Source organism: Virgibacillus profundi (assembly GCF_002287375.1).
In the GTDB taxonomy this organism is placed as follows: domain Bacteria; phylum Bacillota; class Bacilli; order Bacillales; family Amphibacillaceae; genus Virgibacillus_K; species Virgibacillus_K profundi.
Window position 1 is genome coordinate 382,600 of the sequence record NZ_NPOA01000001.1, and the last position, 13,334, is coordinate 395,933.

Below are 13,334 nucleotides of genomic sequence, written 5' to 3' on the forward strand. Positions count from 1 at the left end.
TATCCATGGTGAGGAGCTATTCCAGTGCAGCTACTCCGCCAATAATTTCTGTGATTTCCTGTGTAATAGCTGCTTGGCGTTGTCGGTTATATGACAATTCCAATTCGCCGATAAGATCTTCTGCATTATCTGTTGCACTTCTCATCGCCGTCATTGACGCCGCATGCTCACTCGCTTTACCATCTAGTAATGCGCCAAAAATCAAGCTTTCAGCATACTGTGGTAAAAGCACTTCTAATATTTGCTGCTGATCCGGCTCATATTCGTACTGGCTGCCTGACCCGCTTGTTTCAATATCTGTAATTGGCAATAAATTCTTTGTTGTTACCTGCTGCGAAATGGCACTTACATAGTGATTATAGAAAATGATCAACTCGTCAATTTCTTCATCAATAAACATTTGAACCGTTTCAGATGCAAGTTCTTTAATATCTGCAAATTTCGGTTGATCTGCAAGTCCAATCATACTTTTAGATACTGGAATATCACGTTTTTGACAGAAATCATAGCCTTTACGGCCAACTGCAATAACTGTATATTCATCAGAAGATTGATGCTTCTCTTGAATCGTTCGTTGCAAATGTCTCAGGATGCTGCTATTATACGCACCTACAAGACCTTTATCTGCAGTAACAATAAGATAACCCGTCTTTTTCACATCACGCTTACTGAGCATAGGATGTGAAACATCTGTATTATTGGTAGCAATACTTGCCACAACTTCCTGTATCTTTTCACTGTATGGCACGTATGACTTTGCATTTTGTTCTGCTTTACTCATCTTGGAGGCAGATACCATTTCCATTGCTGCAGTAATTTGTTTTGTTTTTTTAGTCGAATCCATACGACCTTTAATATCTCTTAGTGATGCCAAGCTTTTTCACCACACTTTCCAACTGGGTCAGAAAAAGGAATCTGAATGACCAGGCTGCAAGAATTGCTCGCCCTCGATTCATCCATCCTCCAATCTCTGTAAACACTGTTTTAATTATCTATTCATTAATCTGTTGGTAAGAATGTTTTCTTAAATGACTCAACTGCATCATTCATATCCTCAGCTTCCGGGAGTTTACCTGTTTCACGGATGGATGCAAGCAATTCTGCACGGTTACTGTCTAACCATACATGGAATTCTGCTTCAAAACGTGTAACGTCTCCAACTGGAATATCATCTATGAATCCTTTAGTCAATGCATAAAGAATCATAACCTGTTTTTCAACAACTAATGGTTTATGCAATCCTTGTTTTAGAACCTCAACCGTACGTTCCCCACGATCAAGTTTTGCTTTCGTTGCTTTATCCAAGTCTGAACCGAACTGTGAGAATGCTTCCAGTTCACGGAATGATGCTAAATCCAGACGTAGTGTACCGGCAACTTTTTTCATTGCTTTTATTTGTGCAGAACCACCAACACGTGATACCGAGAGTCCTGGGTTTATTGCCGGACGTACACCGGAGAAGAATAGATCTGATTGCAGGAAGATCTGTCCATCGGTAATCGAGATTACGTTCGTTGGAATATATGCAGAAATATCGCCTGCTTGTGTTTCAACAAATGGCAGTGCAGTTAATGAACCGCCACCTAATGCGTCACTTAATTTTGCAGCACGTTCCAATAAACGTGAGTGAATGTAGAATACATCCCCTGGGAATGCTTCACGACCTGGAGGACGACGTAGTAACAGGGAAAGTTCACGATATGCTGATGCCTGTTTTGATAAGTCATCATATACTACAAGTACGTGTTTTCCGTTATACATAAATTCCTCACCCATTGCTACACCTGCATATGGGGCTAGGTATAATAATGGAGCCGGATCTGATGCACCTGCAGTTACAACAATGGTATAATCCAATGCACCGTAACGGCGAAATGTTTCTACTGTATTTCTTACTGTTGATTCTTTTTGTCCAATTGCTACATAAATACAAATCATATCCTGATCTGACTGATTTAGAATCGTATCAACCGCAACAGTTGTTTTACCTGTTTGACGGTCCCCGATAATAAGCTCACGCTGACCACGACCGATTGGTACGAGTGCGTCAATTGCTTTAATCCCTGTTTGCAATGGTTCATCAACTGATTTACGATCCATTACACCAGGAGCAGGTGTTTCAATAGGACGGGTTTTTGTAGTGTTTGCCGGGCCTTTGCCATCAATCGGCTGTCCAAGCGGGTTAACTACACGACCTATCAATTCCTCACCTACAGGTACTTGCATGATACGGCCAGTCCGACGAACTTCATCGCCTTCTTTAATATCTGTATATGGGCCCAAAATAACGATACCTACGTTACTTTCTTCCAGGTTTTGTGCCAGTCCCATAACGCCGTTTGGAAATTCAACAAGCTCCTGCGCCATAACATCGTCAAGACCATGAGCACGTGCGATACCGTCACCAACTTCAATAATTGTCCCGACATCATTTACTTCTATTTCAGCATCGAAATTTTCGATTTGCGTTTTTATCAGTGTACTGATTTCCTCAGCTTTAATGCTCATACCATTTCACCCCTATCATCATTTGTTTGCAGTTACAATATCCCGTTCGATCCGTTGTAGTTTTCTACTGATGGAACCATCGATAATCGTGTTTCCTACACGGATTTTCACACCGCCGATCAATGTTGGATCAATAACATTATTAATCTCAAACGTGCTTTTATTAAAGCGTTTGACAAACGATGCTACAAGATGTGATCTTTCAGGATTTGATAACTTTCGAACAGAGTATACAGTTACTTCTGCAATTCCTTTTGCATCATTAACGAATTGATTGAAATGGTCAACCATGGATGGAATGATGTCCGTACGATGACGATCTACTAGTAATTTTAATGTAGTTATAACATCTGGATCTAGACCTTGAAACACTTCATCAAGAAACTGTTTCTTTTTCGTATTATTAATACGTGGATGCTTCAGGAATGTATTTAATTTTTTATTTGCTTGAAAAACTTCTTTTACTACTTGAAAATCATCAACCATTTGATCCAATGTAGCTTTTTCATTTCCGAGTTGGAAAAGAGCTTCTGCATAACGTTTGGCAACTACCGCTTCACTCATAGCTCTTCTCCTACCTCTTTAATATAGTCATTGATCAATTTCTCTTGATCCTGTGCACTAATTTCTTTCTCAATTACTTTACTTGCAATAAGTACAGATAATGAAGCAACTTTATCCTGCAATGCCTGGAGCGCTTTTTCTTTCTCAGTTTGAATATCAGCCTGTGCTGCTTCCTTAATACGGGCAGCCTCTGATCGTGCTGATTCAATAATGTCCTTCTCTTGTCTTACACCAGCATTTTTTGCGTCTTCTATCATTTTTTGTGCTTCTTGTTTGGTTTGTTTTAATTGTGCTAATGCTTCTTTGGAAGCTTTCTCTGCTTCAGCGCGGCTTGATTCTGCAGCTTCAATTTCACCTGCAACATATTCTTCACGCTTTTGCATCATATTCATTACCGGGCCCCAAGCGAACTTCTTCACTAGTAGTAGCAATACAATAAAGAAGAATAATTGTACAGCCATGTCTATTACATGAAGGCCGCCAAGCGCTGCATAAATCATCGAATAATCAGTGAATGTATGCACAGAATTCACTCCTTTCACTTTCAATAGTGAATATTACATGTATTATTTTTCATTGTCTTATAACAATTTTTTATGAAATTCTTGTAGTATTACATTACAAACAAGGGCGAAGGTTCTTATGGTAGATTATCTTCGCCATTTTAGGTTTACTTTATTTAATTACATTACCATTAGTGCGATAACCACACCGATGATAGGTACTGCCTCAACTAGACCAACACCAATGAACATTGTTGTTTGCAATTGACCTTTTAGTTCCGGCTGACGAGCGATCCCCTCAACTGTTTTACTTACGATAAGACCGTTACCTACACCAGCACCTAATGCACCTAATCCTACTGCGATTGCAGCTGCTAAAGCTCCCATAATATAAATCCTCCTCAAGATAGTTGTAATAGTTTTTAATAATTCCGGTTTTAACAGGTATTCCATTAAAACTGGTTAATTAACAATTCTAGTGTTCTTCACTTACTTTGTGTGACATGTAAACCATTGCAAGCATTGTAAAGATAAATGCCTGGATTCCTCCAATAAATACACTAAATCCTTGCCAAGCCAAGAATGGAATTGCCCCACCAAAGAAACCTAATACTCCAGATGATGTTAATCCTACCAGCAATGCGAGCAGAACTTCACCTGCATACAAGTTCCCGAATAGACGCAAACCAAGTGTAAGTGTGTTTGCAAATTCTTCAATTAGCTTAATTGGAAATAAAATCGGTATCGGACGGAAGTAATCTTTTACATATTCTTTTCCACCCCGTAATTTAATTCCATAAAAGTGTGATAAGACAATTACCATTGCTGATAAAGTCAATGTAACACCTGCATCAGCAGTTGGCGATTTCCACCATACATTACCACCAAATACGCCATTTGTTATAACCCCTAACAGGTTACCTACTAAAATGTATGTAAATAATGTCAGTGCTAACGGCAGGAATAGCTTTCCAGTCTTCCAACCCATCGTATCATTTATAATTCCTTTCACAAAATCAAGAATCCATTCCATGACATTCTGGGCTCCGGTTGGTTTCATCTGCAATTTTTTTGCACCTAATACGCAAAGTACAAACACAATTATGGAAGTTACTGTAATCATGAGTACATTTGATAAATTAACACTCAGCCAGGATATCCCAAATATATTGTCTATTACCGGTGCTCCATGATCCAAATTATTCACCCCTCTCTTTAGCACTAATCCTTATCTCTAAACAATGCAAAATCTATCATAATGACCATATAGGATGTCATTAATCCAATAATAACAGCAATAATGTTTATTTCCTCTTCAAAACGAAGAGCAATTATTATTGCCAATGCAGCTCCTGCAAATCTCGATAATGTACCAAGACCTTTAGACTTTTCCTCTTTAGCCACTGCATCTGTGAAATTGACAATTTTCTTTTGCAGAAGATATAAGTTATAAAAACTAACAGTACTTCCCAAAAGCAGTCCAAGGAAGATACGGGTATATGGTGTAAACCCAGCTCCAAGTACCATGATTGCGAGAAGGCAGAACATCCACTTACGTTGACGTCTTATCATATTTTCATATTCCGACATAGTTCTCTCTTCTCCCATAATTTCCGAAAAAACATAGTTGCACATATTATATCCCATTGTTAACCTGCTGTATTTTATTTAATAGATAATGGCCAGTTTAATTTACTCGGGTATTGTTAGGCTTGAAAGCAAGCTATGTTAGTGGAATTCGACATTTTATGTACTTGATGCTTCTTCTCCTCAGGGTTGATTGTTTTCACATGTAAAAAATGAAGAAAATGTGAGATTTAGCACAGCAATTGTGGAAAGCTTCGATATATTATGTATATATTACTTCAATAAGTTTTAAAAAAGCCTAAGAACAAACATAATTATCGCAGTTTAATGTAAACCTTACCATTCCACACTAAATTAGTGTACAATAGCCCCACCTTGTTGTCAATTAGTTTAAGGGATGTTTTACATTTTTTTAACTTCCATTTTATCCAATCATTTTTAGCTGAATTTCGCCATTTATCATTATATTCACAAGCAGTATGAAACCCTGTGTATTATTATATAGGAAACTATGGGTCTTTTAAGTGACATTTTTGTGAACTAATCGGTTTTTTCGACGATGTTTAAGAGTGGATTTTTAAAGATTGGGGCTGTGCTGCTATTCCCAATTTCCACTCACTCAATATACAGTACTGTTTCATAACTTTCATATTGTCCATTTTCCAGGTAAACCGTGATCAGTGCATTATAATGACCAGGGCTGCCTAGTTCTGATTTCTTTATTTCTCCTTCGTTCATTCCGACTTTTATATCATTAAGCTCCAGTAAGTTTCTTTCAAACATTAGTGTATCTGGATCGTATAAGTCTACTTCCACGCGTGTTGCGGGATCTGTCACATACAGGCGATATGTGAGTGTATCATCGGAAAAAGGCTTTAATGAAAATTCAAAGCCCATAGCTTTCGGGTTATCTGCTGTTTTATTAACGAATAAGTATGGCAAATGAAATTCCTCGTTATCTCGATGTAAAGCTAACCACCCCTGATGTATTCCTTCATTTATTTGGGAAGAGATAATATTTAGTTCCATCGGGATCGTGATGCTTTCATTTCCTTTAATTTGGAATGTTTTTGGCAGCTTCCAGGTAAGACCCTGTTTTTTTGAAGGAATAGAAAAGCTGTAGCTCTGCGTTTGATCTGTTGTATTTTCAATGACTACTTCTATCGTTTTCGATCCTTTATAGTCGTCTATTTTCCCAAATGATAGTAGCGGATCATTAATTAATGTTTCTGTATTGATCGCCTGATCTACTTGGATTTTTCCCATTCCCTGAATGATTGGTTCCAGTGGTTGTCCTTTTTCAGTTTTCAATCGCTCGGCCGTAGTCTTTAATGCTCCAAAAATTTGTTCTGTTGTCCAATCAGGTTGCGCTTCTTTGATTAAAGCTATAGCACCGGCAACATGCGGTGCGGCCATACTTGTCCCTTGTAATTCCTGATAGCCACCAGGCACCGTGCTTAAAATATTTGTTCCAGGTGCGAGCACATCAGGCTTGATATCCCAGTTAACGGTTACCGGACCACGTGAACTGAAATCTGCAATTGTACTTTCTGTTTTTTTATACGCTGTCTCCATTTGAAAAGTTGGGGATTGCAGTTGTTCCTTCAGCCATTCCCCGTCCTGCTTAGCGATTGACGCCACAGGAATAGTAACAGGTTTTTCATTTTGAATCATTCCTTGAAAAATTCCATCTTCATTGTTATAAATTGCAACTGCAATTGCGCCATTCTCTTCTGCTTTTTTAGCCTTTTCGTAAAAAGGTATATCATTACGGATGAAAAGTGCTATTTTTCCATGCAAGTTTGTTTCTTTTTCAGCATTTACCATCGGATATGACTTTTCTAAATCCCAGTTAGTTGAACCAATCATTGGCACAAGCGGGATGGTTTTATCCATTAATGTTTCGTATAAATATGGAATACGCGCCGGGGGACTGGAGGCACCTACAGAAAGTGCCTTTGAAGCGGTTGCCGGTGAGCCAACAGTCCATTTATTCGGTCCATTATTTCCATTTGCTATGACAACTGAAACCCCGAGTTCTATGGCACGGTTAACCGCTATGCTTGTCGGGTAATCTGGTCCATTTACTGCATTTCCCAATGAAAGGTTCATAATATCAACATCATCTTCAACCGCCTGCTCCATTGCTGCGATAACCTGGACAGATGTCCCTGAACCTCCGGGGCCAAGCGCACGATATGCATAAATTTCCGCATCTGGTGCAACACCTTTTAATTCGCCATTAGCAGCAATTATACCGGAAACATGTGTACCATGTAGAGTCGACGGTCCTTGTTCAGGAAGTGTCTCCATGGGATCATCATCAAGGTCTACCAAATCGTAGCCTGCAACGTAATTTGAAGCTAAATCCACATGATTATAATCAATTCCTGTATCAATAACCGCAACCTTTACTCCCTCCCCTGTATAGTCCGTTGTATTTAGTTCAGACGGGATTACTGCATTAGGTAGCTTCGCTTGCGGGGAAGTTATTAATGGCGATGTTGTTTCATATGTTTGTACAGAATGAATCGCCTTAATAAACTCCAATGATTCCATTTTCGCCAACTTTTCAGGCGCTCCTTGAATCGCCAGCCCATTGAAAAGTTTCTCGTATGTTGCAATCACATTGATAAAAGGATGATATGTTTCAATATATTCCCTATGCTCTTGTGGATCACCCTCCACTTCGATGATGATGGATTGAAGGTCTTCTTCATTTGCTTGTGTAGTTGATGGGGATATTGCTAAGATTAGAATTGCAGTTAGTATGTAACGGAAAAAGCGCATAGGTGGCGGGACTCCTTTTTAAAGTTAGTTTTTGGAGGAGGAGGTGAAAATATACATGGGGCGCATGAATGTGCGGATATTTTTGTGTTGCGGGTGATATATTTGGGCTTTGGACGATATATTTGCGCTCCGGATGATATGTTTACACTCTGGATGATATATCTGCGCTTCGGATGATATTTCCTCTCTCCAGACGATATTTCTACCCTCCGGCAGATTTATTCGCTATCTGGTTGATATATTTTCTCTCCGGACGATATATCCGCTCTCCAGACGATATTTCTACCCTCCGGCAGATTTATTTTCTCTCCGGAAGATATTTCTACGCTCCGGCAGATATCCACATGCTCCAGCCGATATATCCAATCAAAAACAAAAAAATGCCTAGCTCAGGTCGCTAGGTAATATGTTAATAATTATCTTTTTCTTCGGTATTGTTTATTTGCTGATGGATTTGCTGCACTGTTTCATAGGAATAATGTGCTTCAACACCAATTCCACCTTCATTGATCATATTGGCAATCCTCTCTTTATTTTCCAAGCTATCATAGTTCCTATGTGTTGCCTGTGCACTTGTCACAAGTATCCACTCCTTTCATTATAATTGCAGCATATATTCACTATTATTAAACTATTTAGAATTTTATTATATATATTCCAATTAAGAAATCCAGTGACAATTGAATATCTATATCTAAGGCGGTTAAAATGCTAAAAAGCTGCTATCTCATGGATTGGAGATAACAGCTAATTTATCGTTTTAAATTAAAAATACGTGAATTATTTCAGTCATGAAGTTTCGATCACTGTCCAAAATACGCCACAATCGCATCTGCAATTCTTCTCGATGCCTCGCCGTCACCATAAGGGTTGGAGGCTTTGGCCATTTTCATATGTGCTCTTTCGTCTGATAATAACTCATTAGCCAGATTGAAGATTGTATCCTCATCTGTACCTGCTAATTTTAATGTACCAGCATCGATTCCTTCCGGGCGTTCTGTTGTATCACGCAATACCAGAACCGGGACTCCAAGTGATGGTGCTTCCTCCTGCACACCACCTGAATCTGTTAATATCAAATGGGCGTGTGCTGCGAAATTATGAAAATCTACTACACTAAGAGGTTCGATTAATTGAATACGGTCATCATCACCTAAAATTTCATTCGCTGTTTGCTGAACAACCGGATTTAAATGCACAGGATAAATAACCTGAATATCATCATGTGTTTCAACCAACCGTTTGATTGCACGAAACATTTGCTGCATATTACTGCCAAGGTTTTCTCTGCGGTGTGCTGTCATCAAAACAAGTCGTTTGTCACCCAATGCGTCAATAATTGGACTGGAATAAGCTTCATCAACCGTTGTTTTCAGTGCATCAATTGCTGTATTACCAGTTACAGAAATACGATCAGCTGGCTTATTTTCATCCAGTAAATTTTGCTTTGACTTTTCCGTTGGTGAAAAATGCAAATCTGCCATTACACCTGTTAGCTGGCGATTCATCTCTTCAGGGAATGGGGAATATTTATCCCAGGTTCTTAAGCCCGCTTCAACATGGCCCACAGCTATTTGATTATAATAGGCAGCCAGAGAACCGGCAAATGTAGTACTAGTATCACCATGAATCAGCACGATATCCGGCTTCGTTTCCTTCATCACTTCATCCAGACCTTCAAGTGCTCGTGTTGTAATTTGTGCAAGGGTTTGCTGCTTTTTCATGATATCCAAATCATAATCTGGTGTTATTTTAAAAATATCCAGTACTTGATCCAGCATTTCACGATGTTGTGCAGTTACCGTTACAATTGATTCAAATTCTTCTGAGCGCTTATTTAATTCAAGAACCAGCGGCGCCATTTTTATCGCTTCTGGTCTTGTCCCGAAAATTGTCATTACCTTAATGCGTTTACTCAAATTTAGTCACTCCATTATTCATAATCCCCACAAGCAGGGGAGGAAATTACTTCGTACCGAATAAACGGTCACCAGCGTCACCAAGCCCTGGAACAATATATCCTTTTTCATCCAGCTTTTCATCTAATGCAGCTAAATAAATATCAACATCTGGGTGCTCTTCTTTAATAACTTCTACACCTTCGGGAGCTGCAACCAAACACATTAGGCGAATATTTTTAGCGCCACGCTTTTTCAAAGAATGAATTGCATCATTTGCTGATCCGCCTGTCGCCAGCATCGGATCAATAACAATTAATTCACGTTCCGAAATATCAGTTGGTAATTTTATATAATATTCTACTGGTTTTAACGTTTCAGGATCACGATATAAACCAACATGGCCTACCCTTGCTGCCGGAATTAGATTTAACATCCCGTCCACCATGCCTAATCCTGCACGCAAAATAGGAATGAGACCAATTTTTTTACCTGCTAAAACTTTTGTCTTTGTTTCCATTACCGGTGTTTCAATGCTCGCTTCCTGCAATGGAAGATTTCTCGTTATTTCAAAAGCCATAAGCATAGCTACTTCATCCACCAGCTCGCGAAATTCCTTTGTTCCAGTGTTTTTATCTCTTATGTACGTTAATTTATGCTGAATTAACGGATGATCCAGTACGAAAACATTTCCCATTCTTTTGATCACTCCTTCAAGTTTGTTGTATCTTTAAAATTGTACTGAAAAAACGACAAGCTTTCAAGTTATGTGAAGATATTTTGTAAAAGAGCAAAAGACTCCTTTCGGAAAGATTACTAATAGAGAAGCGGTCTATGTGCCCTGGTACACCTGATTTTTGATCGTTAGGGCGTAGAGAAGCGGTCTATGTGCCCATTCACATCTATTTTCGTTCCGATCGGGCGTAGAGAGATGACCCAAGATCATCCTAACGCAAAAAAGGGATGCCCTTATCCAGGACATCCCTTTTCACTTACGCATATACAGAATACAATGGGAATTTTGCAGTCAGTGTTGTGACACGTTCTGCTGCTTCTTTTAATTTCGCTTCGTCTTCATGATTTTTTAATGAAAGGGAAATAATTTCTGCGATTTCCTTCATCTCTGCTTCACCAAATCCACGCGTTGTTACTGCAGCTGTACCAATACGGACACCACTCGTTACAAATGGACTTTCCGTGTCAAAAGGAATTGTATTTTTATTTGTTGTAATACCGATATCATCCAATACTTTTTCAGCTACTTTACCAGTAAGGTTCAGTGTCGTTACGTCCAGCAGGAGCAAATGATTATCTGTTCCGCCTGAAACGACCCGTACACCCTCACTTACAAGTGCTTCTCCTAAAGTACTTGCGTTTTCAATAACCTGTTTTGCGTAGGTTTTAAAATCATCTGCCAATGCTTCTTTAAATGCTGTTGCTTTTGCAGCAATTACGTGCATCAACGGACCACCTTGCATACCAGGGAAAACAGATTTATCAACTTTTTTAGCGTGTTCTTCTTTACATAAAATTACCCCGCCACGTGGACCACGTAATGTTTTATGTGTTGTTGTCGTAACAAAATCTGCATGAGGAACAGGGTTTTGATGCAAGCCTGCTGCCACAAGTCCGGCAACGTGTGCCATATCCACCAATAGGTATGCATCAACAGCATCAGCGATTTCACGGAATTTAGCAAAATCAAGTTCACGTGAGTATGCACTTGCACCGGCAACAATTAATTTAGGTTTTACTTCTTTTGCCTTAGCCATTACCACTTCATAATCAAGCTGCTCTGTTTCTTTTTCCACACCATATTCTTCAAAGTTATATAGTTTACCACTAAAGTTAACTGGACTTCCGTGTGTTAAGTGACCACCATGGTTTAAATTCATTCCAAGCACTGTATCTCCTGGCTCTAAAATACTGGAATATACAGCCATATTTGCTTGTGCACCGGAATGCGGCTGAACGTTAGCATGCTCTGCGCCAAACAGTTCTTTCACACGATCACGCGCTAAATTTTCCACTACATCCACATGTTCACAGCCACCATAATATCTTTTACCAGGATAGCCTTCAGCATATTTATTCGTTAAAACAGAACCCATTGCCTCCATAACTGCTTCAGAGACAAAGTTTTCTGATGCAATTAACTCAATTTTCTCCTGCTGACGTGTTTTCTCCGCTTGAATTGCTTCATACAATTCATGATCTGCTTGTTTTACATGTTCCATATGTATAGCCTCCTGTATAATTTATATTTTATATTTTAAGCTTGCTCCAGTGTGAAATTGTAGCTGGTATCAGCTTAAAGAATTAACATAATTTGCACGCTCTCCACCAATGAGCTTCGGACGTGTTCGGGCTGACGAGACCCTGGCATCACCTATGAAGCGACTTTCAAACCGCTGTGGCACTGCAACATGCTTTAAATGCATGCCAATCATTGTCTCACCAATATCGATACCTGCATGTGCTTTGATTGTTTCAACAACAACCGGATTCGTCATATTTTTATAGGCATAGGAAGCCATTGATCCGCCTGCTGTAGGAACAGGTATGACGGAAACTTCCTCCAGCTGATATAACTGCAATGTTTCTTTTTCCACAACTAATACACGGTTTAAATGTTCACAGCATTGAAAAACAAGATGGATTCCTGTTCTTTGTTTGAGCTTGCTTAATTCTGTGAAAATAATTGCAGCAATCTCTTCACTGCCGGAGGTTCCAATATGCTTTCCGGCAACTTCACTTGTAGAGCATCCAATTACAAAAAGGTCTCCCTTATGCAATAGTTCACTGGTGATCCATTCATTTACGACAGCTGCGATATCTTCTTTGAGCTTATAATTAAAATCTGCCATGAAGTCCACCTGCCATATGATAGTTTTTTTAGAAAACTTGGCTTTCGTTAAAGTTATTCTTAAAAGCATAGTTTGCTTTCCTAGAAGCCCTTAAACTCCGGAGTGCAAGCCTTAGTTGAACTTATACTGATTTCCTGAAAAAATTTATACTTTCCTATCAGTAGAACATTATCCCTCGTATGTTGTAATTTTTCCAATTCGGTTTGCATGGCGGCCACCATCAAATTCGGTTTCAAGCCATACTTTAGCAACCTCTCGCGCCAACCCTGGACCAACGACACGTTCACCCATTGCGAGTACGTTTGTATCATTATGCTGACGGGTTAATTTTGCACTATAGACATCATGTGTCAATGCACAGCGGATTCCTTTAACTTTATTTGCGGCGATCGACATGCCAATACCTGTTCCACAGATAAAAATCCCGCGATCAAATTCGCCATTAACAATGCGCTCAGCAGCAGGTAGCGCATAGTCCGGATAATCTACAGACGTTTCACAGCTGCAGCCGGTATCTTCATATTCAATACCCATTTCCTCTAATAAGCTTTTTACTTCACTCCGAACGGTCATGCCCGCATGGTCTCCTGTAATGATAACCTTCATCCTGCTTCACT

At 39.3% G+C, this 13,334-nt stretch carries 14 protein-coding genes; all 14 read right to left on the reverse strand.

What is annotated here, in order from left to right; genetic code table 11:
* Nucleotides 1-16: 16 nt before the first annotated feature.
* Nucleotides 17-874, reverse strand: a complete 858-nt coding sequence (atpG, locus tag CIL05_RS01495) for an ATP synthase F1 subunit gamma (protein WP_095653726.1) — start codon at nt 872-874, stop codon at nt 17-19.
* Between the two features lie 125 nt (nt 875-999).
* Nucleotides 1,000-2,508 carry a F0F1 ATP synthase subunit alpha gene (gene atpA / locus CIL05_RS01500; RefSeq protein ID WP_095653727.1) on the reverse strand — a complete coding sequence of 503 codons (1,509 nt, stop codon included), beginning with the start codon at nt 2,506-2,508 and terminating at the stop codon, nt 1,000-1,002.
* A gap of 18 nt (nt 2,509-2,526) precedes the next feature.
* Complete coding sequence (locus CIL05_RS01505) at nt 2,527-3,072, reverse strand: F0F1 ATP synthase subunit delta (protein ID WP_095653728.1); 546 nt, start codon at nt 3,070-3,072, stop codon at nt 2,527-2,529.
* On the reverse strand, nt 3,069-3,572 hold the full coding sequence (atpF, locus tag CIL05_RS01510) for a F0F1 ATP synthase subunit B (protein WP_439144819.1): 504 nt from the start codon (nt 3,570-3,572) through the stop codon (nt 3,069-3,071). Before atpF ends, CIL05_RS01505 begins: the two co-directional genes overlap by 4 nt.
* 183 nt (nt 3,573-3,755) lie before the next feature.
* Nucleotides 3,756-3,962, reverse strand: coding sequence for a F0F1 ATP synthase subunit C (atpE, locus tag CIL05_RS01515; RefSeq protein WP_094886181.1), 207 nt, complete (start codon nt 3,960-3,962; stop codon nt 3,756-3,758).
* A gap of 88 nt (nt 3,963-4,050) precedes the next feature.
* Nucleotides 4,051-4,773: a F0F1 ATP synthase subunit A gene (gene atpB / locus CIL05_RS01520; protein WP_095653730.1), complete on the reverse strand. Its 723-nt coding sequence runs from the start codon at nt 4,771-4,773 to the stop codon at nt 4,051-4,053.
* A 23-nt stretch (nt 4,774-4,796) separates the two neighbouring features.
* Complete coding sequence (locus CIL05_RS01525; RefSeq protein WP_095654055.1) at nt 4,797-5,165, reverse strand: ATP synthase subunit I; 369 nt, start codon at nt 5,163-5,165, stop codon at nt 4,797-4,799.
* 612 nt (nt 5,166-5,777) lie between these two features.
* The gene (locus CIL05_RS01530) at nt 5,778-7,952 is read right to left on the reverse strand and encodes a S8 family serine peptidase (protein WP_095653731.1); all 2,175 of its coding nucleotides are present in this window, start codon (nt 7,950-7,952) and stop codon (nt 5,778-5,780) included.
* Between the two features lie 409 nt (nt 7,953-8,361).
* A complete protein-coding gene (locus CIL05_RS22005) occupies nt 8,362-8,532 on the reverse strand; it encodes a hypothetical protein (RefSeq protein ID WP_165769017.1) in 171 nt (56 codons plus the stop codon).
* A gap of 223 nt (nt 8,533-8,755) precedes the next feature.
* On the reverse strand, nt 8,756-9,871 hold the full coding sequence (gene wecB, locus CIL05_RS01535; protein WP_095653732.1) for a non-hydrolyzing UDP-N-acetylglucosamine 2-epimerase: 1,116 nt from the start codon (nt 9,869-9,871) through the stop codon (nt 8,756-8,758).
* 46 nt (nt 9,872-9,917) lie between these two features.
* Nucleotides 9,918-10,547, reverse strand: coding sequence for a uracil phosphoribosyltransferase (gene upp, locus CIL05_RS01540; protein ID WP_095653733.1), 630 nt, complete (start codon nt 10,545-10,547; stop codon nt 9,918-9,920).
* A 295-nt stretch (nt 10,548-10,842) separates the two neighbouring features.
* Nucleotides 10,843-12,087 carry a serine hydroxymethyltransferase gene (gene glyA / locus CIL05_RS01545; RefSeq protein ID WP_095653734.1) on the reverse strand — a complete coding sequence of 415 codons (1,245 nt, stop codon included), beginning with the start codon at nt 12,085-12,087 and terminating at the stop codon, nt 10,843-10,845.
* Between the two features lie 69 nt (nt 12,088-12,156).
* Nucleotides 12,157-12,717, reverse strand: coding sequence for a TIGR01440 family protein (locus tag CIL05_RS01550; protein WP_095653735.1), 561 nt, complete (start codon nt 12,715-12,717; stop codon nt 12,157-12,159).
* Between the two features lie 168 nt (nt 12,718-12,885).
* The gene (rpiB, locus tag CIL05_RS01555) at nt 12,886-13,323 is read right to left on the reverse strand and encodes a ribose 5-phosphate isomerase B (protein WP_095653736.1); all 438 of its coding nucleotides are present in this window, start codon (nt 13,321-13,323) and stop codon (nt 12,886-12,888) included.
* Nucleotides 13,324-13,334 lie beyond the last annotated feature (11 nt).